The organism is Mesorhizobium sp. 128a (genome assembly GCF_053848025.1).
The window spans coordinates 65,729-88,671 of the sequence record NZ_JBSPKY010000021.1 but is presented as its reverse complement, the minus strand read 5'-3'; the positions used below and the strand labels follow the sequence as shown (position 1 = coordinate 88,671).

Genomic DNA, 22,943 nt, shown 5'->3' with positions numbered 1-22,943 from the left:
CTATGCCCTACCGAATCATCGATATTGAAGCGGGGCAAGTGGTTTGTTGGTCGCAGGCTTTCCCTAGTGTTTCCCTTGCGGAAGGCTACGCCAGGAGTGAAGACCCCGCTTCAGGCTCCGCCCTCGACGGCTGCAATCGCCTTCTCCACCGTGGGCAGGATGCGCTCGACCATGCGGTCGACGCCCTTGGCGTTGGGGTGCAGGCCGTCCTCGAGCTGGAACCCGCTCTCGCCGGCGACGCCGTCGAGAAAGAACGGATAAAGCGGCACATCGTATTTCGCGGCCAGCTTCGGATAGATCGCATCGAAGGCGGTCTGGTAGTCGGCGCCGAGATTGGGCGCGGCGCGCATGCCGGCCAAAAGCACGGCGATCTTGCGAGCCTTGAGCTTCGCCAGCATCTCGTCCAGGTTCTTTTCCGCGATATTGGGCGAGACGCCGCGCAGCATGTCGTTGGCGCCAAGTTCGAGAATGACCAGCTTTGTGCCGTCCGGCACCGACCAGTCGAGCCGAGCCAGGCCGCCGCTCGTCGTGTCGCCGGAGACGCCGGCATTGGCGACGCTCACGTCACGGCCCTTGGCGCGAAGGGCAGCCTGCAATTTGTCGGTAAAGCCTTCGCCGGGCCCGAGACCGAAACCCGCCATCAGGCTGTCGCCGAAGCCGACGATGGTGAACGTCTCGGCGCGCGCCGACGAAATGGCGCCGCAAAGGGTAAGGAAAAGGATGAGCCCTGCGACAATCGAGTGTTTGAAAGACATGCGGCAGGCCCCATATGACGAAGAATTCTTCCGGCAACGGCTTCCGGCAGGCAGAGCCTTCATCCCCATATAGGACGCTTTAATTGTGACAGAAGCCGTCATCGAGCTGAAAGACATATCCCTGACCCTTGGCCAAGGGGCGTCATCCGTTCATGTGCTGAAGGGCGTCAGTCTCGACGTGACGCGCGGCGAAGCGACCGGCATTGTCGGTCCCTCAGGGTCCGGCAAGTCGACCTTGCTGATGGTGCTGGCCGGGCTGGAGCGGGTCGATTCGGGCACGGTGCGCATCGCCGGCGAATTGCTTAATGGCAAAAGCGAGGACCAAATCGCATCGTTTCGGGGCCGAAACATCGGCATCGTTTTCCAGTCCTTCCACCTCATTCCCAACATGACGGCGCTCGAAAATGTCGCGGTGCCGCTGGAACTGGCCGGCCGTGCCGATCCGTTCGGCGTCGCGGCGCGCGAGCTGGCGGCCGTCGGCTTGAGCGACCGCGTCACCCATTATCCCGGCGAACTCTCCGGCGGTGAACAGCAGCGCGTGGCGATCGCTCGCGCGCTGGCGCCGGCGCCGCGCATTCTCATTGCCGATGAGCCGACCGGCAATCTCGACCAGGCGACTGGGCGGCAGGTCGCCGACCTTCTGTTCGCCAAGGCGGCCGAGCGCGGCATGACGCTGGTGCTGGTCACGCATGATCCGGCCCTTGCGGCGCGCTGCTCGCGCCAGGTGTCGATGCGCTCGGGCCGCATCGAGGATGCGCCGGTCGCGCCGCGCAAGGTGCCGGCCTGATGCCGCTGTCGCAGACGCTGAAGCTGGCGTTCCGCTTTTCACTGCGCGAGATGCGTGGCGGGCTGTCCGGATTTCTGATTTTTCTTGCTTGCATTGCGCTCGGCGTCGCGGCGATCGGTGGCGTCAATTCGGTGGCGCAGGCGATCACCGCCGGGGTCGCCGACCAAGGTCAGACACTGCTCGGTGGCGATCTGCGTTTCCAGATCAACCAGCGCGACGCGACGCCGGCCGAAAGCGCCTTCCTCGATCGTCTCGGCACGGTATCGCACAGCGCCAATATGCGCTCGATGGCGCGGCTCGAGGACGGCTCCGACCAGGCGCTGGTCGAGGCCAAGGCGGTCGACGACGCCTATCCGCTCTATGGCAGGCTGGAGACCGAGCCGGCACTTTCGAGACCGGATTTGTTCCGCGAAAAATCCGGCGTCTTTGGCGCAGTGGCACCCGACCTGTTGTTCGCCCGGCTCAATGTGAAGCTCGGCGATCGGCTGAAGGTCGGCAGTGCGACATTCGAACTGCGCGCCAGGCTGGTCAGCGAACCGGACGCGGTGTCGGACGGTTTCGGCTTCGCTCCGCGGCTGATGGTCTCGACGCAAGGCCTTGCCGCGTCCGGGCTGATCCGGCCGGGCAGCCTGGTCGAGAATGCCTACAAGGTGCGGCTGCCGGCCGGCGTCAGCGAGGCCGATCTCAAAAGCATCCAGGATCAGGCGGCGAGCGATTTCCCCGAATCCGGCTGGTCGATCCGTACCCGCTCCAACGCCGCACCGGCGCTGTCCTCCAATATCGAGCGCTTCTCGCAATTCCTGACGCTGGTCGGGCTGACGGCGCTGGTGGTCGGCGGCGTCGGCGTCGCCAACGCCGTGCGCGCCTACCTCGACGGCAAGCGCGGCGTCATCGCTACCTTCAAGAGCCTCGGCGCCTCGGGCGGCTTCGTCTTCACCGTCTATCTCGTGCAGATCCTGATCATCGCAGGCCTCGGCATCGTGCTCGGCCTCATCCTCGGCGCCGCCATGCCGTTCGTGGCAAGTGCGGCACTGCAATCGGTCATTCCGGTGCCGGCGGAAGGTGGTTTCTATCCCGGCGCGCTGGCTATGGCGGCGCTGTTCGGGCTGCTGGTGACGCTGGCTTTCGCGCTGCTGCCGCTCGGCCGCGCCCGCGACGTGCCGGCAACCGCCTTGTTTCGCGAAATGGGGTTTGAAGGCCGCGGCTTTCCGCGCCTGCCCTATCTGGCGGCGGCGGTCGGCATTGCGCTTGCCCTGGCCGCACTCGCTATCCTGTTTTCCGGCGACCAGCGCATCGCCTCGATCTTCGTTGGCGCCTCGATCTTTGCCTTTCTGGTGCTGCGGCTCGTCGGCGCGCTGGTGCAATGGGTGGCGCGCAAAAGCCCGCGCGTGCGCTCGGTTGCGCTCAGGCTCGCCATCGGCAACATCCACCGGCCTGGCGCGCTGACGCCTTCCGTCGTGCTGTCGCTGGGGCTCGGGCTGACGCTTTTGGTGACGCTGGCGCTCATCGACGGGAATCTCAGGCAGCAGATCTCCGGTAGCCTGTCGGAACGGGCGCCGAACTTCTTCTTCGTCGATATCCAGAACGGCGATGTCGACGCCTTCTCGACACTGATCGGCAAGGAGGCGCCGAAGGGAACGCTGGTCAAGGTGCCGATGCTGCGCGGCCGGGTGATGGCGCTGAACGGCGTCGATGTCGACAAGGCCAATGTGCCGCCGGAAGGCGCCTGGGTGCTGCGCGGCGACCGCGGCCTGACCTATGACGCCAAACAGCCGTCCAACGCGACGCTGACCGAGGGCAGTTGGTGGCCGGACAACTATACCGGCGAGCCGCTGGTGTCGTTTTCCAACGATGAAGGCAAGGCGCTCGGGCTGAAACTCGGCGACACCGTCACCGTCAATGTGCTCGGACGCAATGTGACGGCAAGAATCGCCAATTTCCGGGAGGTGCAATGGGAGACCATGGGCATCAATTTCGTCATGGTGTTCTCGCCCAACACATTTGCAGGCGCTCCGCATGGCTGGCTGGCGACGCTGACCAACAAGGATGCCACGACAGCAGATGATGCCCGCCTGCTCAACGCCGTCACCCGTGCCTTCCCGGCGGTGACGACGGTCCGGGTCAAGGACGCGCTCGATATCGTCAACCGGCTGGTCGGCCAGCTCGGCACGGCGATCCGGGCCGCGGCCGGTGTGGCGCTGATCGCCTCGGTCCTGGTGCTGGCGGGCGCGCTTGCCGCCGGGAACCGCGCCCGCATCCACGATGCGGTGGTCCTCAAGACGCTGGGCGCAACGCGGCGGACGCTGATCACGGCATTTTCGCTGGAGTACATGCTGATCGGGCTGGCCACCGCAGTGTTCGCGCTTGCCGCCGGCGGCATCGCGGCCTGGTACATCGTCGCCCGAATCATGACGCTGCCATCGCATTTCATGCCGGAGGTGGCGGTGGCGACCTTGGTGTTTGCGCTGGTGATCACCGTCGGCATCGGCCTTGCCGGCACCTGGCGGGTGCTCGGTCACAAGGCGGCGCCCGTGCTGCGCGACCTCTGAGTTTTGAGGTGGGAAATCCCGGCCGAATCCCGCCGGTCCGGTTAAATCTTGGTAATGTGCGGGGTTGGAAGCCCAAGAAAACCGGCTTCCGGCGATTCACCAAGCGTTGCACCCCGTTACGGTCTTGTTCTTGACGTCAAGAACCATCATATTTCGCCACAGGCATGCTGGAGCCCCGCCAGCGGCGCCCAGGTCCTAAGGACCTGACACCGTACGGGGCAGAAGCAACAGAGGATTCCAATGGCTGAGCCCATTCGCAATTACCAAACTTCGGCCGTGCCAGGCGCGCGCGCCGACATTGACCAGGGCCTGCGCAGCTACATGCTGAAGGTCTACAATCTGATGGGGCTTGGCCTCCTCATCACCGGCATCGCCGCCTGGGGCGCTTTCCAGCTCGCCGTCACCGGTGACGGACAACTGACCGCTTTCGGCACGCTGATCTATGCCAGCGCCTTCCGCTGGGTGGTCATCCTGGCCCCGCTCGCCGCCGTCTTCTTCTTGTCTTTCAGGATCCAGTCGATGAGCGTGGCTGCGGCGCAGACGACCTTCTGGGTCTATTCGGGCCTTGTCGGCCTGTCGCTGTCGACCATTTTCCTGGTCTACACCGGCGCCTCGATCACCCAGACTTTCTTCGCCACGGCGGCTGCCTTCGGCGCGCTGTCGCTTTATGGCTACACGACCAAACGCGACCTTTCGGCGTTCGGCTCGTTCCTGGTGATGGGCGTCGTCGGCCTGGTGATCGCCATGGTGATCAACATCTTCCTGGCGTCGTCGGCGCTCGCCTTCGCTATCTCGGCGATCGGCGTACTGATCTTCGCCGGCCTCACCGCCTATGACACGCAGACCATCAAGGAAATGTACTATGAAGGCGACCAGTCCGACGTTGCCGGCCGCAAGGCGATCATGGGCGCGTTGAGGCTCTACCTCGACTTCATCAACCTGTTCATGTTCCTGCTTCAGTTCATGGGCGATCGTCGCTAAGCGGTCTCCATCCAGGCAACTGGACTATCTGTTATGCGAAGGGCGGCCCAACGGGCCGCCCTTTTCTTTTATGCCGGCCTTTGCTGTGATGGCAGGCGGATGAATCGTTTGCACAAATCATGAGCATTGTTACCATACGAGCGGCCTTGGAGGTCGACCTCGACCGAAACACCGAGATCTACGCCGATGCGGTGACGCATGGCACGGCGAGCTACGAGCTGGAGCCGCCCAGCCGCGCCGAGATGGGCGCGCGCTTCGACAGCCTGACGGGTGGCGGCTTTCCCTATCTGGTGGCGGAAAAGGATGGCGTGGTGCTTGGCTACGCCTATGCCGGCGCGTTCCGGCCGCGCCCGGCCTACCGATTCATCGTCGAGGATTCGGTCTATGTCGCGCCTGACGCCAAGGGGCAGGGCGTCGGGCTCATGCTGATGCAGGCGTTGATCGAGGCCTGCCGGGTCGCGGGTTTTCGCCAGATCATAGCTGTGATCGGCGACGGCCATGCCGACAGCGCCTCGGTGCGGTTGCATGAAAAGCTCGGCTTTCGTCATTCCGGCCGGCTGGAGGGCTCCGGCTACAAGCACGGACGCTGGCTGGACACGGTGTTCATGCAGCTGTCGCTGAATGGCGGCGCAACAGTCCCGCCCGATCCGGATTCGTTGCCGGAGCAGAAATTTCGCAACAAAATAATTAGTTAGCCTGGGACCAGCTTCAGCTTGCTGTCGAACACGCCAAGCACGCGGCCGAGTTCCTGGCCGCGCTTGAGGATGCGGCCGCCAGCGGCGATGACGGCGAAGGCGCCCTGCCGGCGGGCCAGTTTCGGATCCTTGACGATCTGGAACAGCGGCACTTCGCTGGCCCGGCGGAAGACCGAAAAGACTGCGCGATCAGACAGATGATCGATGGCGTAGTCGCGCCATTCATTGGCCGCAACCATACGCCCGTAGAGTCTCAGGATCTCATCGAGTTCACGCCGGTCGAAACGAACCGGCTGGTCGAGGCGTTCACGTCGCGCCTCCTGCAGCGGGATCAGTATTGCGGATGCGTCCCCATCCTCCGTCCCACCGCTGCGATCGGTCATACCGCGATCCCTTAAAAAAAATGAATCTCGCTTGCAGAAGTTGGCGTGTTCGCGGTGGAATTGCAAGACCCGGCTAACCATCCCGGGGCTGCGCTGTTTTCGCAACGTCCAGTCACTTTTGTAAGACGCCGTGTTTGAATTGGTGATGCTTCGCCACATTCCTGCCTTATTTTATCCGCGCTCATGCCCCAATGTCCGACGAATTTACCGGCGTTGCCTGAGACGGTTCGGTCCGGCACCGGCTCGTAAACCCCAAGCCCCCCGCCCACGGGTCTGCGTCGGATCGAACCAACCTCGGACCTTCCCCAGGGAAAGACCGGGTGCGACGATCCCAAAACCTAAATGACCGACGTCAGAAGCAAGCTGACGTCGGTTTTTTGTTGCGTGGCTTCGTCATCCTAGGGCGGAGTGCCGCAAAGCGGCGCGCAGACCCTAGGATCCATGCCGTGAAACTTGCCGTAGAATGATACGATCCAGAAGAGAGATCGGCGACGCTAGCGCTCCGGTACTGGGATTTGCACCCTCGGATAGCACGTGGGTCACCGCATGGATCCTAGGGTCTGCGCAGCGTCGCTTCGCTCCTTGCTCCGCCCTAGGATGACGAAGGCTAGCGGTGCTCTCACGGCTTATGAATAAACGCGGCGCCCAAAATCGGGCCGGGCAGGCCGTCCTTGCCGACCGATTGCAGCAGCACGGCGCAGCCGCCTTTCTTGGCGATCTCGGTCATCGGCAACTCGTAGCGCTGCGCCTTGCCGTGCCACATGCCGGCCGTCTGGATGCTGGAGACGGCGTTCCAGTAGGTCATCGAGCGGCCGGTGTTCTCGCCCTTGGCGATGGCGACCGTCTGCGGCGGTTCGAAATAGACGATGACGACATGGGCGTCGGTCGGGCCGCTGCCGGCGTCGCCGGCATCGATCATGACGCGGTCGCTGGTGCGGCTGACCTTGATCGAGACCCGCATGCCGTCGCCGGACTTCTCCATGCGGGCAAGCGCGCCGTCGACTTCCTTGCGGCTGGCGCCGTTGACATGGCTGCGGCCATTGATAACGGCCTGTGGCGTGTAGACGGAGCGGGTGCCGAAGGCGCGCATGTAGTCATATTGCCGGTCGGTGTTGTCCTTACTGCTCAGCGTGTCCTGCCAGCCGAGATAGTCCCAGTAATTGACGTGATAGGCGAGCGCGACGACGTTGTCCTTGGCGGCCAGCTCGGCAAAGAAAGCGTCGGCCGGCGGACAGGAATTGCAGCCCTGGCTGGTGAATAGCTCGACGACGCCCAAAGGCCTATCAATCTGGGGCTTGTCGGTCTGCGGCTTGTCTGCCTGGGTGGCGCCGGTCTCCTCGGCAAAGCCGCTCCCGGCAAGCGCCGAGAAGGCCAGCGCGAAAGCCGCAAGCCGTAGGGGTTGTCGAGGTGTCATGGTCGTTCCGATTCCCGCCGGTGACGCCGGCCTTGTTCTGGTTGCCCAGATTTGTGGCAGAAGCGACAGTCAACGGGAAGTCACGTTGCGGTGAAATTTTTGCTGCCGCAACCGTGGGTATGGCCGCTGCGGGCGGAGCACTTCACCGCCCGGTTCGATCGGGAGCATGGCGGCAGGAGATCGCGGCAGATCTTGCTGAGCCCAGCCGGTTTTTACTGCGGGCGGGCAGGGCGGAACTTCCGCCGGACCGGCCAATGCTTTGGAAAGACTGGGCAGTAGGGCAGTAGGGCAGTAGGGCAGTAGGGCAGTAGGGCAGTAGGGCAGTAGGGCAGTAGGGCAGTAGGGCAGTAGGGCAGTAGGGCGGCCTCCTTGCCTTACTCCTACTGCCCTGCTGCCCGTATTCCCTTCCTGCTACGCAGCCAGATCGCGCAGCACGTATTGCAGGATGCCGCCGTTCTTGAAGTAGTCGAGTTCGTCCAGCGTATCGATGCGGCAGATGATCGGCACGTTCTTCACCGTGCCGTCGCCATAGGTGACCTTGGCGATCATGGTCTGGCGCGGCTTGATCGTGCTCAGGCCGTCGATCTCGACCATTTCGTCACCCTTGAGGTTGAGGGAAGCCCATGAGGTACCTTCCTCGAAGACGAAGGGGATGACGCCCATGCCGACCAGGTTCGAGCGATGGATGCGCTCGAAGGACTGAGCTATGACCGCGCGGACACCGAGCAGGTTGGTGCCCTTGGCCGCCCAGTCGCGCGAGGAGCCGTTGCCGTATTCGACACCCGCGAAGATAACCAGCGGTACACCTTCCTTCTTGTACTCCATCGCCGCGTCGTAGATCGATTCCTCTTCTTTCGACGGGTAGTGGATGGTGTAGCCGCCCTCGCGGCCGTTCTCGCCCAGCATGTGGTTGCGGATGCGGATGTTGGCGAAGGTGCCGCGCATCATCACCTCATGATTGCCGCGCCGCGTACCGTACTGGTTGAAGTCGGCGACGCCGACGCCATGGTCTGTGAGGTACTTGCCGGCCGGCGACGCCGCCTTGATCGAACCCGCCGGCGAAATGTGGTCGGTGGTGATCTTGTCGCCGAAGAGGCCAAGCACTCGCGCGCCCTTGATGTCGCCGATCTTGCCGAAACCGGCCGTCATGCCGGCGAAATAGGGCGGGTTCTGCACATAGGTCGAATTGTCGTCCCAGGCATAGGTCTGGCCTTCCGGCGCCTTGACGTTCTGCCAGTACTCGTCGCCCTTGAAGACGTCGGCATATTTGCGGGCGAAAAGCTCGCGGGTGACGTTCTTCTCGATGAACTCCTGGATCTCGGCCGAGCTCGGCCAGATATCCTTCAAGTAGACCGGCTTTCCGTCGCGGCCTTCGCCGAGCGGTTCTGTGGTGAGGTCCTTGGTGACCGTGCCGGCCAGCGCATGTGCGACGACCAGCGGCGGCGAAGCCAGATAGTTGGCCTGCACGTCAGGCGAGACGCGGCCTTCGAAATTGCGATTGCCGGACAAGACCGCGGCAGCAATCAAACCTTTATCGTTGATGGTCTTGGAGATCGGCGCCGGCAGCGGGCCGGAATTGCCGATGCAGGTGGTGCAGCCGAAGCCGACCAGGTTGAAGCCGATCTGGTCGAGCTCTTTCTGCAGACCGGACTTTTCGAGATATTCGGCGACCACCTGGCTGCCCGGCGCCAGCGAGGTCTTCACCCAGGGCCTCTGCTTGAGGCCGACGCGGTTGGCGTTGCGCGCCAAAAGGCCCGCGCCGATCAGCACGCTGGGGTTCGAGGTGTTGGTGCAGGAGGTGATGGCGGCGATGACGACGTCGCCATGGCCGAGGTCATGGTCGGTGCCTTCGACGGCATAGCGCTTGGAGATTTCGGCGGCCTTCTTGTATTCGGTTTCCATCGCCTTGGCGAAACCGGCCGGAATGCCTTCCAATGCAACGCGGCCTTCGGGACGCTTGGGGCCGGCCATCGACGGCACGACTTCGCTGAGTTCAAGCTCGAGCAAATCGGTGAAGACCGGGTCGGCCGAGCCGGCGTCGCGCCACATGCCTTGCGCCTTGGAATAGGCCTCGACCAGAGCGATGCGGCTTTCCTCGCGGCCGGACATTGTGAGATAGCGGATGGTTTCGCCGTCGACCGGGAAGAAACCGCAGGTGGCGCCATATTCGGGCGCCATGTTGCCGATGGTGGCGCGGTCGGCCAGCGTCATGTTGGACAGGCCGGGGCCGAAGAACTCAACGAATTTGCCGACGACGCCCTTCTTGCGCAGCATCTGGGTGACGGTGAGCACGAGGTCGGTGGCGGTGACACCTTCTTTCAACTTGCCGGTGAGGCGGAAGCCGATCACTTCCGGCAACAGCATGGAGACCGGCTGGCCAAGCATCGCCGCCTCGGCCTCGATGCCGCCGACGCCCCAGCCGAGCACGCCAAGCCCATTGATCATGGTGGTGTGCGAATCGGTGCCGACGCAGGTGTCGGGATAGGCGGTGGTTTCGCCGTCCTCGGTGTTGGTCCACACGACCTGGCCGAGATATTCGAGATTGACCTGGTGGCAGATGCCGGTGCCGGGCGGCACGACGCGGAAATTGCGGAACGCCTGCTGGCCCCATTTCAGGAATTTGTAGCGCTCTTCGTTGCGCTCATATTCGAGTTCGACATTCCTGGCGAAGGCCATCGGCGTGCCGAATTCGTCGACGATGACCGAGTGATCGATGACGAGGTCGACCGGCACCAGCGGGTTGATCTTCTGCGGATCGCCGCCGAGCGCCTTGAGGCCGTCGCGCATCGCCGCCAGATCGACCACCGCCGGAACGCCGGTGAAGTCCTGCATCAGGACGCGGGCCGGGCGATAGGCGATCTCGACGCCGGCCGTGCCCTTGTCGGTCAGCCAGCCAGCAACCGCCTGGATCGATTCCTTGGTGACGGAGCGACCGTCTTCGTTGCGCAAAAGGTTTTCCAGCAGCACCTTCATCGAATAGGGCAGCTGGGCAATGCCAGTGAGGCCGTTTTTCTCGGCCTCGACCAGATTGTAATAGACATAGTCCGCGCCACCAACGGTGAGGGTGCGGCGGCAATTGAAACTGTCGAGGGATTTTGACACGTGCGGTCCGTCCTTGTCTGTTCAGCCTGAAAGGGAACGGACGCCGATGGGCATGCAATCACGCGCAAAGGTGCGGGTACGGCCATTTCCGCTGTCCGCTCCCAAGCAACCCGAGCCGTTCAAGGCGGCGCGTGCGCTGGTTCGGCGCAAATTCTGTTCCCGTGCCGACCGCTGGCACGGATGACCCGCATATAGAGAATTTTCTGGAATAGTTCTAGACAGGCGACAGGCAATTTTGTGCGATGCGGCAGCTGTCGCGCGGTAAAGTTTTCGGGACGGGCAGGCATGCGGCTGATTGCCGAAAATCTGGGCGGCGAACGCGGCGGCGAGACGGTCTTTTCCGGCATCGGTTTTGCGCTCGAGAAGGGCCAGGCGCTGATCGTCACCGGACCCAACGGATCAGGCAAATCGACGCTGCTCAGGGTCATCGCCGGGCTGCTGCCGAAAGCGCAAGGCGATGTGCGCATCGAAGGCGGCGGCGAGGCGTTTGCGACGATCGCCTCGGCCTGCCACTATCTCGGCCATCTCAATGCAATGAAGACGGCGCTGAGCGTGGCGGAGAATTTGCGTTTCTGGCGCGATTTCAACGGCGATGGCCAGTTGGGTGTCGAAGAGGCGCTGGAAACGGTTGGTCTGGGCGGTATCGGTCATCTGCCGTTCGGCTATCTGTCGACCGGGCAAAGGCGGCGGTCGGCGATTGCGAAATTGCTGGTCAGTCATAAGCCGCTGTGGCTGCTGGATGAGCCAACGGCTGGGCTGGACAAGGCTTCGGAGGAACGGTTCGCGAGGTTGATGACGAGGCACTGCGCCGACGGTGGCATTGTCGTTGCGGCGACGCATCTGCCACTGGGGATTGAAGGAACCGGTGAACTGAGGATGGGGGGGTGATGTTGGCGCTCCGTCACACCCCCCTCTGGCCTGCCGGCCATCTCCCCCGCAAGGGAGGAGATCGGATGCCGCGTCGGCTTTTGCCAATCACCAACGATGAAGGAAAGGTGCCTTCAAGGACGCTGCCAATCTCCCCCCTTGCGGGGGAGATGTCCGGCAGGACAGAGGGGGGTGTGAAGGAACGCTACGATCGAAGAGATGGCGATCCAGCCGCAGAGGCGTCTCGCCGATGCTAGCCCTCTTCCTCCGCGATATCCGCCTCTCCATCCGCGCCGGCGGCGGTGCACTCACCGGCGTCATCTTCTTCCTCGCCGTCATTGCCACCATCCCCTTCGGTGTCGGCCCCGACCTCAAGCTGCTCGCCCGCATCGGTCCGGCGATCCTTTGGATCGGCGCCTTGCTCGCCTGTCTGCTCGGTCTCGACCGGCTGTTCCAGGCCGACCGCGAGGACGGTTCGCTCGATCTCTTGGTGCTCGGCAACGACCGCCACATGCTGGCGCTGACGGTGCTGGTGAAATGCCTGGCGCATTGGGCGGGCAGCGTTCTGCCGTTGGTGGTCGCCGCGCCCTTGCTCGGCCTGTTCATGAACATGGAGCCGCTCAGCATCGGCGCCACCGCACTGACGCTGCTCACCGGTACGCCGGCCATCACTTTCATCGGCGCGGTCGGTGCGGCGGTGGCGGTGGCGCTGCCGCGCGGCGGGCTGCTGATCTCGGTGCTGGTGCTGCCGCTAACCATTCCGGTGCTGATCTTCGGGGTGTCGGCCAGTTACGGCGCGGTGGCCGATCCCGATCCCTTCGTGCAGCCCTTCCTCATTCTTGCCGCGCTGACGCTGTTTCTTGCCGTGCTCGGCCCGGTGGCGGCAGCGCTGGCGCTGCGGCATGGAACGGATTGATGTGGCCGCTGCGCATTGAAAACCCGATCTTTCTTGAGACCATCTACGGTCACTACCCTGATCTGTCTTCGGTCGAGATTACCGCAGCCACAATGCACCGCGACGGGCCTAGCATGCACCTCTCCTTTATTTCGACGATCCTTCCTTACCGCCCGCCCGCCAAATGGGGCGAGTTCAATGCTGTGTCTTTCGCGCTTGAGTTCATCGCGGTCGAGTCGATCAGCCTTCGTAAATTCAAGAGCCATGGCAGGAGTGCCATCAGAATGTGGGACGACGCAGGTAAAATCCTGCTTACTTGCGAAGGCGCTGTCAGGCTGTCGCTGACATGCGGGTGGCTACAGATCAAAGCAATATCCGGCTTGCGGCAGGAGCAGTGACGAATGACACCCAACCGTAAATCTGCCGCAGAGGCAGTTCATTGCGGCGAGCCGCCACTATGACTATGAAACCATCCTTGGAAGCCTTGGACCTGTAAATGAGCGCGCACGCCCTTTATGTCACCGCAGCCTACGCCATCACGGCGATTGTGCTGGCCGGGCTGATCGGCTGGGTCCTGCTTGATCAGCGAGCGCGCAAGCGTGACCTCGCCGAACTCGAAGCTACCGGCGTGCGGCGGCGTTCCGACAAGACAAAGGCGGCAAAGTCGTGAGCGACGAAACAGAAACCCAGGCGCCGCGCCGCCGCCTGATCGTGCTGTTGCCGCTGCTGGTTTTCCTTGGCCTTGCCGGATTGTTCCTGTTGCAGCTTTTGTCGGGACGCGAGGAGGCGGAAGTGCCGTCGGCGTTGATCGGCCTGCCTGCGCCGCAGACCAACCTGCCGGCACTGGAGGGGTCAAACCTGCCTGGACTGGATTCGAAAGCGTTCGCCGGCAAGGTGACGTTGGTCAACGTGTTTGCATCGTGGTGCGCACCGTGCCGGGAAGAACATCCGGTGCTTTTGGCGCTGTCGCAGGACAAGCGCTTCACGCTTGCCGCACTGAACTACAAGGACGAGCCGCAAAACGCGCGCCGGTTCCTCGGCGATCTCGGCAATCCGTTCCAGGCGATCGGCGTCGACGAAGCCGGCCGCACGGCCATCGACTGGGGCGTCTACGGCGTGCCGGAAACTTTCGTCATCGGCAAGGATAGCAAGATCGCCTACAAGCATGTCGGGCCGCTGACGGGCGAGTCCGCGCAGACGGTGCTGATGCCTGAAATTGAGAAGGCGCTCGCGGCACCGGGCTGACGGCCGCCTCGCGTCGAACGCGGAGCCGTCAGGTCGTTAAGCTCAGCCGTAAATCTGCTTGTGGACCTGATAGAGCATTTCCGAGCGATCGGCGCGCAGGTCGGCGAGGTCGCGACCGGAAAGGTTCTCGATTTCGGCGACGAGGCGGTTGTAGTGCTTGCGCTTGGCAATCGAGGTGCGAGCGCGGGTCATGAGACTGTCGAAGATCATAGCAAGGGTCCTTTCGTGCCGCATATCGCGGCGAATTTGTTCCTCCCTTGACTGTACGCAGCATGACATAGGAATGGTGCAATGCAAAAACGAGATGTTGCAATGCACCATTGCACAGGACGCATAGCCGGTTAATGCAGCGCTAACAGTGCCATGCCCTGCCGGACAGGCTGGCGAGCTAATGCTGGCGGCGTGTCTTTTGTCTTACAAATTGCGTATGCGCCATCTTGCCTTCTCGCTTACAGGCTGGCTTGATCCACGCGTTGCGTGATGCCCGGAGGAAAGCATGGCTGCTGCAGATTATTACGAAATTCTCGATTCGCGATTCGCGCGCCTGTTCAACGGCAATGCGCAGGTGGAAAAGCTGTTCACCGGATGTCAGTGGGCGGAAGGACCTGCCTGGTTCGCCGCCGGCCGCTATGTCGTCTGGTCCGACATCCCCAACAACCGCATGCTGCGCTACGACGAAACCGACGGCAATGTAAGCGTGTTCCGTCAGCCCTCCGGCAATTCCAACGGCAACACCGTCGACCGGCAGGGCCGGCTGGTGACGTGCGAGCACTCCGGCCGCCGCGTCAGCCGCACCGAGCATGACGGCTCCGTCACCACCATCGCGGCCAAATGGAAAGGCAAGCGGCTGAACTCGCCCAACGACGTCGTGGTGCGCTCCGACGGTTCGATCTGGTTCACCGATCCGAGCTACGGCATCGACACCGACTATGAGGGCGACAAGGCCGTGAGCGAGATCGGCGCCTGCTACGTCTACCGGGTCGATCCCGACAGCGGCGAGGTCGAGGCCGTTATCACCGACATGGTCCGACCGAACGGGCTTGCCTTCTCACTCGATGAAAGCCAGCTCTATGTCGTCGACACCGGCCGCACGCATGGCGCGCAAAACCCGGCGCATATGCGGGTCTTCAACATCGGCAAGGGCGGCAAGAAGGTGTCGGGCGGCAAGGTGTTCGCCGACTGCACGGCCGGCCTGTTCGACGGCTTCCGGCTCGACGAGGCCGGCCGCATCTGGACCAGTGCCGCCGATGGCATCCATTGCTACGATCCCGACGGCACGCTGATCGGCAAGGTCAAGGTGCCGGAAGTGACCGCCAATTGCGTGTTCGGCGGCAACAAGCTGAATTGCCTCTACATCGCCGGGACGACGTCGCTTTACATGGTGCGGCTGATGGTCAACGGAGCCAAGACCTATTGAGCGAGAGTGCTTGGAAATTCTACTCTGGCGGCCATCTGATGGCGTTTTCTGCGCTTCCGGTGCTCACGGACCAAATGTCCGCTGCGCTCCGGTTCTCGAAACCACCATCATATGACTCACCAAAGCGAATTTCGAAGCAGTCTCTCGGCGCTGTCTGCAGAAAATGAAGGGGAGGACGTCATGCCATTCGTCAACATCCGCATCGTCAAGGAAGTGATCGCCGCCGATCCGGCGGGCAAGAAGGCTGACATCGCCAAGAAGGTCACGGCGGCCATCATGGATGCCACCGGGCTCGGCAATGACGATGTCTGGGTGGTGTTCGAAGAGGTCAACGCGCGCGATTGGTATGTCGGCAAGACCGATGTCGAGACGTTGCGGAAGGGGTAAGGCCCGCCTTCCTTCTCCCACAAGGGAAGAAGGGGAGGGCTCCCTCACCGCCTGCGTATAAAACCCGCAAAGGCCTCCACGGCGGCGCGCATCGCCAGCAGATTGTCCGATTCCGCCAGGATGGCTTCCATCTCCGGCGGTTTCCTGCCGAGCAAGGCAATCTCCAGCAGCGCGTCCTCACAAAGCGCGAACGACATGGTCCGCATGATTTCAGCCAGAGCGGCGCGGGCATAGAGCGAGCGCGCGGAGGCATGCACCAGCATGGCCGGCTTGCCGACGGCGGCGTCGCGCGAGACCAGCCAGTCGAGTGCGTTCTTCATGCCGCCCGGCACGCCATGCGCATATTCGGGGCAGGAGACGATGATGCCGTCGGCGCTGGTGACGGCCTCGATCAGCCGTGCGGCTTCGCGTGGCGTGCGCTCGCCTTCGTCGTCGGGATTGAAGATCGGCAGCTGGCCGAGCTCGTCATAGAGGCTGACGCGGCAGCCGGATGGCGCATTGTACGCCAGAGCCGCGAGCAACGCCGAATTGGTCGAGGCGGCACGCAGACTGCCGGAGATGGCGAGGAGCTCGATCAAGGGGAAACCGGGGTAGGGGAATCGTGCTCCACTCTACCACATGGTCTGGCGGTAGGCCTCGTCGAGCGAGCGGTCGAATTCGCCGGCAGTTTCGGAAAGCGTCATCTGGTCGGATAGAATCTGGCCGAGCGTCGGCAATGTCGCGCGATCATACCAGCTGTCCGGCCTCCACAATTGCGAACGCATGAAGGCCTTGGCGCAGTGCATGTAGGCGGCCTTGACGCTCACCATGACGATGCTTTGCGGTTGCTTGCCATCGACGGCAAGGCGCTCGCGCAACGCCGCATCGATGGTGATACGTGCGTCGCCATTGACGCGCAGCGTTTCGTTCATGCAGGGGATGAGGAAGAGCAGCCCGACCGACGGGTTGCGCAGTATGTTTTCCAGCGTGTCGAGCCGGTTGTTGCCAGGCCGGTCGGGTATGGCGATGGTCTTGTCGTCAAGGACGAGGGCGAAGCCGGGTCTATCGCCTTTCGGCGTCACGTCGGCATTGCCGGCGCCGTCGGAAGATCCGATCAGCACGAAGGGGCTCTTGCCGATGAAGGAGCGGCAATGGCCGTCGAGCGCCCTGAGTTCCTTGCGGATGGGAGGGTCGGTCGGCCGCGGCGTCTTGTAGATCGTCCTCAGCTCGTCGTGCGTGGTGACGAATTCCATAGCCGTCTCCCCTTACTCTGACGCAATTCCGAACGGAAAAACCGCCACACACTTTTCCTGGAATTGCTCTACTTGCCAGCGTTCTCCGCATTCTCGGTCTTGTCATCCAGCGAATGGCGCAGGATCAGCGGCATCTGGCTGAAGGTGAACAAAAGCGTGATCGGCATGATGCCCCAGACCTTGAAGGTAACCCAGAAGTCCGTGGAAAAATTCCGCCATACGACTTCATTGGCAAGAGCCAGAAACAGGAAGAACAGGCCCCAGCGGAAGGTCAGCTTGCGCCAGCCTTCGGCATCAAGGCGAAAGGCCGAATCGAAGACATAGCCGAGCAGCGAGCGGCCGAAGTAGAGGCCGCCGAGCAGCACGCCGCCGAACAGCGTGTTGACGATAGTTGGCTTCATCTTGATGAAGACGTCGTCCTGCAGATAGAGCGTCAGCGCGCCGAAGATGAAGACGACGACGCCGGAGACCATCGGCATGATCGGCAAGGTGCGCATCAATAGCCAGGACGCGATAAGCGCGATCGCGGTCGCGGCCATGAAAAGGCCGGTGGCGACGAAGATCGGCCCACCGAATTCGGCCAGCACCGGAAATTTCTCCACCAGCCAGGCGCCGCGCGCATTGGCGAAGAAGAAAACCATCAGCGGTCCGAGCTCCAGCACCAGCTTGAGCAGCGGATTGACGCTTTCTTTCTTCTTTTGCGGGTCGGACGGGTCGCGTTCGAGGATGGGAGGGTTCATGACTTCCTTCTGACGCATGATCTTGTCCAAAAAGCCTGCAGCTCTTCGGGATCGTGCCTTTTACGCTACGCCCGCGATCGCCCTGGCGAATTCGCTTGCCGAGAAAGGTTCGAGGTCGTCGACCTGTTCGCCGACGCCGATGAAATAGACCGGCAATTTGTGCTTTGCCGCGATCGCCACCAGAATACCGCCGCGTGCCGTGCCGTCCAGCTTGGTCATCACCAGGCCGTTGACCCCGGCGACATTGCGGAAGATCTCGACCTGGTTGAGCGCATTCTGGCCGGTGGTGGCGTCGACCGTCTGCAGCACGGTGTGCGGCGCTTCCGGGTCGAGCTTGCCAAGCACACGGACGATCTTCTCCAACTCGGCCATCAGTTCGGTCTTGTTCTGCAGCCGGCCGGCAGTGTCGATGATCAGCACATCGGAGCCGGCTTCCTTGGCCTTTTCGAACGCATCGTAGGCGAGGCCGGCGGCATCGGCGCCGATCTTGGATGCGATGACTGGCGACTTCGTCCGCTCACCCCAGATCTTCAGCTGCTCGATCGCGGCGGCGCGAAACGTATCGCCGGCGGCAAGCATCACCGACAGGCCGCCATCGGTCAGTTTTGCCGCCAGCTTGCCGATGGTCGTGGTCTTGCCGGTGCCGTTGACGCCCACAACCAGGATGACATGCGGCTTGTGCGAGAGGTCCAGCTCCAGCGGCATGGCGACATGGGTCAGCACCTTTTCCACTTCGGCCGCCATCACGGCGCGCACTTCCGTGTCCGAGACATCCTTGCCGTAGCGGCTGGAGGCCAGCGCATCGGTGACGCGCAAGGCGGTCTCCAGACCGAGATCGGCGCGGATCAGCACATCCTCCAGGTCCTGCAGCGTGTCCTCGTCCAGCTTGCGCTTGGTGAAGACGCCGGCAATGTTGCCGGTGAGTTCGCGCGACGACCGCGCCAGCCCGTCGCGCATGCGCTGGAACCAGGAGCGCCGCGGCGCCGGTTCGGGCGCTTTGGCCGGTTCAGCCTTCTGCTCGACCTTTTTGGTGACGGTGACCTTGCCAGCGGCGGGGGGCGGTGGGGTGGGCTGCGGCTCGGGCGCAATTTCAGCAAGGATAGGCTGCGGCTCAACCGGAGCCGGTTGGCGAATGGGTGGAACAATTTCAGCTGCGGGTGCCTCAACCGCTGCTGCTGATCCTTTCGCAGGTTCGCGCTGCCCCTCACCCTGACCCTCTCCCCGCAAGGGGCGGGGAGAGGGGGGCATCAGCGTTGCGGTTTCTTCTTCGATATTTGCAGGGGGAGGCGCGGAGTTCGATTCAGCTCCCTTCTCCCCGTCACTAGACGGGGAGAAGGTGCCGGCAGGCGGATGAAGGGCGGCGGTGGCTTCTGACGTTGGCTGCGCGGAAGGCGCTTCCGGTGGCGGCACCTCGATCGGGGCAGCCGGTTCTGCCGGAACCTCAACAGGCGTCGGTATCTCGACATGGGCAGGTTCAGGCTGCTCCTGCGGCCGTGACGGCTCGATCTCCGGCTCGGTCGGTACAGGCACCTCTTGCGGCTGCGGCTGCGGCTCGGGCGCCGGCTGAGCCGGTGGCGGCACTTCCTCAGGCGCCGGCGGTTCAGCTGGCGTCTCAGGTGCGGGCTCTTCTTCCGGCGCGGGTGCCGGCAGAGGTTCGGGCTCCGAGGGAACGACCGGTTCCGGTGTTGGCGGAATGATTGGGGCAGGTTCGGGTGTTGGCTCCTCGGGCGTCGGTTGGACCGCCGCTTCAGGCTCGTCGCGCTTCAAAAACTCCGGAACGACCTGTTCAGCCGCCGGCTTCAGCGCCTCAAGCGCATCCCATTTGATCGGCGGCAACGGGGCAGTTTCGTCGATGCGCTCCTCGACGACTTCCTTGTTGCCGAACGAAAATATCTTCTTGAAAAAACCGGCCATGCTTCAATCGTCTCAGGCGGCGCGGGCGGTGAGCGGGGCAGCGGTCAGGCGCGCGCCGTCATGGCCGGTAATGGTGGCCTCGACTATCTCGCCAGGCGCACCGGCGGCGATGGCGGCCAGCGTAAATCCTTCGGTGCGGCCCAGGCCGTCGCGCTCGACCAGTATCGACTGGCGCGTACCGGGAAGCGATGCGAGATGACGGCGATAGGCGACCTCACCCGCGGCGCGCAGCCTTGCGGCGCGCTGCTTGACCAGTTCGCGGCGCACCTGCGGCATGCGGGCGGCGGGCGTGCCTTCGCGCGGTGAGAACGGGAAGACATGCAGATGCGTCAGCCCGCACTCCTCGACGATTTTTAAAGAATTCTCGAACATGTCCTCGGTCTCGGTCGGGAAGCCGGCGATGATGTCGGCGCCGAAGACGATTGCTGGGCGCAGCTTCCGCACATCCTCGCAGAAGCGGATCGACTGGTCGCGTAGATGGCGACGCTTCATGCGCTTCAATATCATGTCGTCGCCGGACTGCAGCGACAGATGCAGATGCGGCATCAGCCTGGGTTCGGTGGCAATCGCGTCGAGCAGATCGTCGTCGGCCTCGATCGAATCGATGGAGGACAGCCGCAGCCGCCTGACGTCCGGCACCTGCTTGAGGATTGTCTTCACCAGTTTGCCCAGTTGCGGCGCGCCGGGCAGGTCGGCGCCGAAAGAGGTCATATCGACGCCTGTCAACACGATTTCGGTATAGCCATTGCCGGCCAGCCTCTTGACCTGCTCGACCACGGCGCCCATCGGCACCGAGCGCGAATTGCCGCGGCCATAGGGAATGATGCAGAAGGTGCAGCGGTGGTCGCAGCCATTCTGCACCTGGACGAAAGCCCGGGCCCGGCCTTCGATGGCGTCGACCATATGGCCGGCGGTCTCGCGCACTGAAAAGATGTCGTTGACGCGGGCCTTTTCGGTGTCGTTGACGCCGAAATCGGGCAGCGCGCGGTAGGAGTTCGCCTTCAGCTTCTCCTCATTGCCAAGCACGAGGTCGACCTCGTCCATGGCGGCAAAATTCTGCGGCTCGGTCTGCGCCGCGCAGCCGGTGACGATGATCCGCGCCGCCGGGTTTTCGCGACGGGCTTTGCGGATCGACTGCTTGGCCTGGCGCACCGCTTCGGAGGTGACGGCGCAGGTGTTGAAGATGATGGCGCCGCCTTTGAGCGCGCCGAGGCCGGCGCTTTCGGCCTCGCGGCGCATCACCTCGGATTCATAGGTGTTGAGGCGGCAGCCGAAGGTGACGACGTCTATCCCTTTGGAGTTGGCAAGAACGGACATCAGGCCGCGCTTTCGGTGTCGCGGGCCCAAGTGCCGGTCGACGGATCGAAACTGCCAGAAAATTCCCATTCGGCCGCACCGGTCAGGATGACGTGGTCGTCATCGCGCCATTCGACATGCAGCGAGCCGCCGCCGGGCGTCATCAGCGTGACGCTGCGGCCGGTGCGGCGGGTGCGGGCGGCGGCGACCACGGAGGCGCAAGCGGCCGAGCCGCAGGCCTTGGTCAGGCCGGCGCCGCGCTCCCAGGTGCGGATGATCATGGTGTCGGGCGACGTCACCTGGGCGATGGTGATGTTGGCGCGCTCGGGGAAGATCGGATGATTTTCGAGCAGCGGGCCGAAGCGCTCGAGTTCGTAGGACCAGACGTCGCGATCGACCCAGAAGATGGCGTGCGGATTGCCCATCGAGAGAGCCGAAGGCGAATGCAGCACCGGCGCGTCGATCGGGCCGATCTGCAACTCGATCATGCGGGTGTCGCGGAATTCCTCGGCCAGCGGAATGTCCTGCCAGCCGAAGCGCGGCGTGCCCATATCGACCGAGATGGTGCCGTCGGCATGCTCGACGGCGTTGAGAATGCCGGCGCGGGTTTCGAAGGTGAAAGTCTTCTGGCCGGTCTCGGCGGCCAGCGCCTGGACGACGCAGCGCATGCCGTTGCCGCACGCCTGCGCGCCCGAGCCGTCGGAATTCAATATGTCGATGTAGTAGGCGGTGCCAGGCGTGCGGGCGTCATGGATCGCCATGATCTGGTCGAACTTGGTCGCCGCGTCGGCGTTCAGCGCAACAGCCGACGCCGCCGTCACCCGGTCGGCACGGCCACGCATGTCGGCAACGATGATCTCGTTGCCGATGCCGTTCATCTTGGCGAAGGGGGCAGTGCCTGCCATGTCTCAGGTAATTCCTGTCCGTTTTGCCGCTATATGGCGGAAACGGGCGGGAATTACCAGTGTGGGCTGCGTCTAGGTTACCGCAAAGACGCCGAGCACGATCAGCAGGAAGATGACGAGAACGATGCCGATGAGCACACGCGCGCCGGTGGCGGCGGCGCCCGCCAGCGCCGGCATGCCAAGCAGGCTGGCGGCAGCGGCGACAATCAGAAGAATGATGATCCATTTGATCATGGAAAGGCTCCCGGCCAAATTGCGTTGAGCAAACAACGCGTTTCGCCCCTTTGGGTTCCTTGCTAGGCGTCCGGCACGTCCCAGATTTCGCCCGGCCGCAAGGCACGGAATCGCTCCTGTGGAAGGCCTTCTGCCTCCAGCGCCTGGCCAAGTTTTTGCGCCGGCTCGTCAATCGGCTCGTCGGTGAGCCGAAACGTCCCCCAGTGGCAGCCGGCGGCATAGGCGGCGTTGCAGAGCTGCATGCCTTGCACGGCCTCCTCCGGGTTCTGGTGCTGCGGCGCCATGAACCAGCGCGGCTCATAGGCGCCGATCGGCAGGATGGCGAGGCGGAAGCCGCCATGCTTTTCAGCCATCAGCCGGTAATTGGCGCCGTCATGGAAGCCGGTGTCGCCGGCGAAATAGGTCTTTCCGGCCGGAGTCTCGACCACGAAGCCGGCCCACAGCGCCATGCGGCGATCGCGCGCGCCGCGCGCCGACCAGTGGTGCACCGGCTCGAGATGAACGGCGACATCGTTGCCGATGTCGATGCGCTCGCCCCAATCATGCGCCGTCATTCGCATGCCCGGCACGGCGTCGTCGATGATGGCGTCGTTGCCGAGCGGCGTCAGCACCTGCGGATCGTGCTTGGCCTTCAGCCGCTTGAGCGTGGCAAGGTCGAGATGGTCGTAATGATTGTGGCTGACCAGCACCAGGTCGATCGGCGGCAGCCGGGAAAAGGCGATGCCCGGCGCATTGACGCGCCTGGGTCCGGCAAAGGAGAGCGGCGAGACGCGCGGCGACCACACCGGGTCGGTCAGGATGTTGAGGCCGGCGGTCTGGATCAGCAGCGTGGAATGGCCGACCATTGTCAGACGCAGTCCGCTGCCATCGATGCGCGCCGCCGGCTCTGCCGATTCAAACGGGCTTGGATTGGCTGCTGGCCATTTCGAACGCTCGCCGCTCAGCTGCCATTTGAGCAGATCGGTGAAGCGGCCAGGCATCTGGCCGTCGGGGTTGAAAAACAGAGTACCGTCGAAATGGTCGCTGGGCGGGCCGCTATAATAGCGGTTGGCGGCTCTTTTTCTCGCGGCCAAGGTTTCGGCTCCGGCGGATTTCTGTCCTTGCTAGATAAGGTCGACGTCTTCCGGCGCAAGCATTTGCCGGGG

Annotated in this window: 24 protein-coding genes; 11 read left to right on the top strand and 13 right to left on the bottom strand. The window is 63.4% G+C overall.

Features of this window, described 5'->3' with window-relative positions; translation table 11 throughout:
* Nucleotides 1-110 precede the first annotated feature (110 nt).
* The gene (locus tag ACWTU9_RS27680) at nucleotides 111-755 is read right to left on the bottom strand and encodes an arylesterase (RefSeq protein WP_455861090.1); all 645 of its coding nucleotides are present in this window, start codon (nucleotides 753-755) and stop codon (nucleotides 111-113) included.
* Nucleotides 756-840: 85 nt separating this feature from the next.
* On the opposite strand from ACWTU9_RS27680, the gene ACWTU9_RS27675 reads away from it, so the two are divergent.
* The 4 genes from ACWTU9_RS27675 to ACWTU9_RS27660 all read left to right on the top strand — a co-directional run bounded on the left by ACWTU9_RS27675 (nucleotide 841) and on the right by ACWTU9_RS27660 (nucleotide 5,767).
* Nucleotides 841-1,542, top strand: a complete 702-nt coding sequence (locus tag ACWTU9_RS27675; protein WP_455861089.1) for an ABC transporter ATP-binding protein — start codon at nucleotides 841-843, stop codon at nucleotides 1,540-1,542.
* On the top strand, nucleotides 1,542-4,091 hold the full coding sequence (locus tag ACWTU9_RS27670) for an ABC transporter permease (RefSeq protein ID WP_455861088.1): 2,550 nt from the start codon (nucleotides 1,542-1,544) through the stop codon (nucleotides 4,089-4,091). The genes ACWTU9_RS27675 and ACWTU9_RS27670 overlap by 1 nt, the downstream gene beginning before the upstream one ends.
* Nucleotides 4,092-4,331: 240 nt before the next feature.
* Nucleotides 4,332-5,072 carry a Bax inhibitor-1/YccA family protein gene (locus ACWTU9_RS27665; RefSeq protein WP_455861087.1) on the top strand — a complete coding sequence of 247 codons (741 nt, stop codon included), beginning with the start codon at nucleotides 4,332-4,334 and terminating at the stop codon, nucleotides 5,070-5,072.
* Between the two features lie 119 nt (nucleotides 5,073-5,191).
* Nucleotides 5,192-5,767, top strand: coding sequence for an N-acetyltransferase family protein (locus tag ACWTU9_RS27660; RefSeq protein ID WP_455861086.1), 576 nt, complete (start codon nucleotides 5,192-5,194; stop codon nucleotides 5,765-5,767).
* Here the strand turns inward: ACWTU9_RS27660 and ACWTU9_RS27655 are convergent.
* From ACWTU9_RS27655 to acnA, 3 genes are all read right to left on the bottom strand, one after another.
* Nucleotides 5,764-6,150 carry a DUF2794 domain-containing protein gene (locus ACWTU9_RS27655; RefSeq protein WP_454575597.1) on the bottom strand — a complete coding sequence of 129 codons (387 nt, stop codon included), beginning with the start codon at nucleotides 6,148-6,150 and terminating at the stop codon, nucleotides 5,764-5,766. The two genes, ACWTU9_RS27660 and ACWTU9_RS27655, sit on opposite strands and share 4 nt — an antisense overlap.
* A gap of 619 nt (nucleotides 6,151-6,769) precedes the next feature.
* Nucleotides 6,770-7,564 carry a DUF1223 domain-containing protein gene (locus tag ACWTU9_RS27650; protein ID WP_455861085.1) on the bottom strand — a complete coding sequence of 265 codons (795 nt, stop codon included), beginning with the start codon at nucleotides 7,562-7,564 and terminating at the stop codon, nucleotides 6,770-6,772.
* 411 nt (nucleotides 7,565-7,975) lie between these two features.
* Entirely contained in the window at nucleotides 7,976-10,666 is a 2,691-nt protein-coding gene (gene acnA, locus ACWTU9_RS27645) for an aconitate hydratase AcnA (RefSeq protein WP_455861084.1), read from the bottom strand.
* A gap of 285 nt (nucleotides 10,667-10,951) precedes the next feature.
* Here acnA and ccmA point away from each other — a divergent pair, with 285 nt between their 5' ends.
* The 5 genes from ccmA (at nucleotide 10,952) to ACWTU9_RS27620 (ending at nucleotide 13,673) form a co-directional block, all read left to right on the top strand.
* Nucleotides 10,952-11,554, top strand: a complete 603-nt coding sequence (gene ccmA / locus ACWTU9_RS27640) for a heme ABC exporter ATP-binding protein CcmA (protein WP_455861083.1) — start codon at nucleotides 10,952-10,954, stop codon at nucleotides 11,552-11,554.
* Between the two features lie 229 nt (nucleotides 11,555-11,783).
* Entirely contained in the window at nucleotides 11,784-12,449 is a 666-nt protein-coding gene (gene ccmB, locus ACWTU9_RS27635) for a heme exporter protein CcmB (RefSeq protein ID WP_455861082.1), read from the top strand.
* On the top strand, nucleotides 12,449-12,826 hold the full coding sequence (locus ACWTU9_RS27630) for an Imm50 family immunity protein (RefSeq protein ID WP_455861081.1): 378 nt from the start codon (nucleotides 12,449-12,451) through the stop codon (nucleotides 12,824-12,826). The genes ccmB and ACWTU9_RS27630 overlap by 1 nt, the downstream gene beginning before the upstream one ends.
* 98 nt (nucleotides 12,827-12,924) lie before the next feature.
* A complete protein-coding gene (ccmD, locus tag ACWTU9_RS27625; RefSeq protein ID WP_455861080.1) occupies nucleotides 12,925-13,098 on the top strand; it encodes a heme exporter protein CcmD in 174 nt (57 codons plus the stop codon).
* On the top strand, nucleotides 13,095-13,673 hold the full coding sequence (locus ACWTU9_RS27620) for a DsbE family thiol:disulfide interchange protein (protein ID WP_455861079.1): 579 nt from the start codon (nucleotides 13,095-13,097) through the stop codon (nucleotides 13,671-13,673). The genes ccmD and ACWTU9_RS27620 overlap by 4 nt, the downstream gene beginning before the upstream one ends.
* Before the next feature lie 42 nt (nucleotides 13,674-13,715).
* Here ACWTU9_RS27620 and ACWTU9_RS27615 read toward each other — a convergent pair whose 3' ends face one another.
* Nucleotides 13,716-13,883: a hypothetical protein gene (locus ACWTU9_RS27615; RefSeq protein ID WP_142867213.1), complete on the bottom strand. Its 168-nt coding sequence runs from the start codon at nucleotides 13,881-13,883 to the stop codon at nucleotides 13,716-13,718.
* Between the two features lie 286 nt (nucleotides 13,884-14,169).
* On the opposite strand from ACWTU9_RS27615, the gene ACWTU9_RS27610 reads away from it, so the two are divergent.
* Both ACWTU9_RS27610 and ACWTU9_RS27605 read left to right on the top strand, forming a co-directional pair.
* On the top strand, nucleotides 14,170-15,090 hold the full coding sequence (locus ACWTU9_RS27610; RefSeq protein ID WP_455861078.1) for an SMP-30/gluconolactonase/LRE family protein: 921 nt from the start codon (nucleotides 14,170-14,172) through the stop codon (nucleotides 15,088-15,090).
* Nucleotides 15,091-15,270: 180 nt separating this feature from the next.
* Nucleotides 15,271-15,477: a tautomerase family protein gene (locus ACWTU9_RS27605; RefSeq protein ID WP_013892236.1), complete on the top strand. Its 207-nt coding sequence runs from the start codon at nucleotides 15,271-15,273 to the stop codon at nucleotides 15,475-15,477.
* A 44-nt stretch (nucleotides 15,478-15,521) separates the two neighbouring features.
* Here the strand turns inward: ACWTU9_RS27605 and ACWTU9_RS27600 are convergent, their stop codons facing one another.
* From ACWTU9_RS27600 to ACWTU9_RS27565, 8 genes are all read right to left on the bottom strand, one after another.
* Nucleotides 15,522-16,055, bottom strand: coding sequence for an NADPH-dependent FMN reductase (locus ACWTU9_RS27600; RefSeq protein ID WP_455861077.1), 534 nt, complete (start codon nucleotides 16,053-16,055; stop codon nucleotides 15,522-15,524).
* A 33-nt stretch (nucleotides 16,056-16,088) separates the two neighbouring features.
* Complete coding sequence (locus tag ACWTU9_RS27595; RefSeq protein ID WP_455861076.1) at nucleotides 16,089-16,709, bottom strand: pyridoxamine 5'-phosphate oxidase family protein; 621 nt, start codon at nucleotides 16,707-16,709, stop codon at nucleotides 16,089-16,091.
* Nucleotides 16,710-16,777: 68 nt separating this feature from the next.
* Nucleotides 16,778-17,449: a septation protein A gene (locus ACWTU9_RS27590; RefSeq protein WP_455861117.1), complete on the bottom strand. Its 672-nt coding sequence runs from the start codon at nucleotides 17,447-17,449 to the stop codon at nucleotides 16,778-16,780.
* Between the two features lie 60 nt (nucleotides 17,450-17,509).
* Nucleotides 17,510-19,030: a signal recognition particle-docking protein FtsY gene (ftsY, locus tag ACWTU9_RS27585; protein ID WP_455861116.1), complete on the bottom strand. Its 1,521-nt coding sequence runs from the start codon at nucleotides 19,028-19,030 to the stop codon at nucleotides 17,510-17,512.
* A 345-nt stretch (nucleotides 19,031-19,375) separates the two neighbouring features.
* A complete protein-coding gene (gene mtaB, locus ACWTU9_RS27580; protein WP_455861075.1) occupies nucleotides 19,376-20,680 on the bottom strand; it encodes a tRNA (N(6)-L-threonylcarbamoyladenosine(37)-C(2))-methylthiotransferase MtaB in 1,305 nt (434 codons plus the stop codon).
* A complete protein-coding gene (dapF, locus tag ACWTU9_RS27575; protein ID WP_455861074.1) occupies nucleotides 20,680-21,564 on the bottom strand; it encodes a diaminopimelate epimerase in 885 nt (294 codons plus the stop codon). The genes mtaB and dapF overlap by 1 nt, the downstream gene beginning before the upstream one ends.
* Nucleotides 21,565-21,636: 72 nt before the next feature.
* Nucleotides 21,637-21,798 (bottom strand): DUF1328 family protein, encoded by a 162-nt coding sequence (locus ACWTU9_RS27570; protein ID WP_023683859.1) that lies wholly within the window; start codon nucleotides 21,796-21,798, stop codon nucleotides 21,637-21,639.
* 62 nt (nucleotides 21,799-21,860) lie between these two features.
* Nucleotides 21,861-22,871 (bottom strand): MBL fold metallo-hydrolase, encoded by a 1,011-nt coding sequence (locus ACWTU9_RS27565; protein ID WP_455861073.1) that lies wholly within the window; start codon nucleotides 22,869-22,871, stop codon nucleotides 21,861-21,863.
* Nucleotides 22,872-22,943 lie beyond the last annotated feature (72 nt).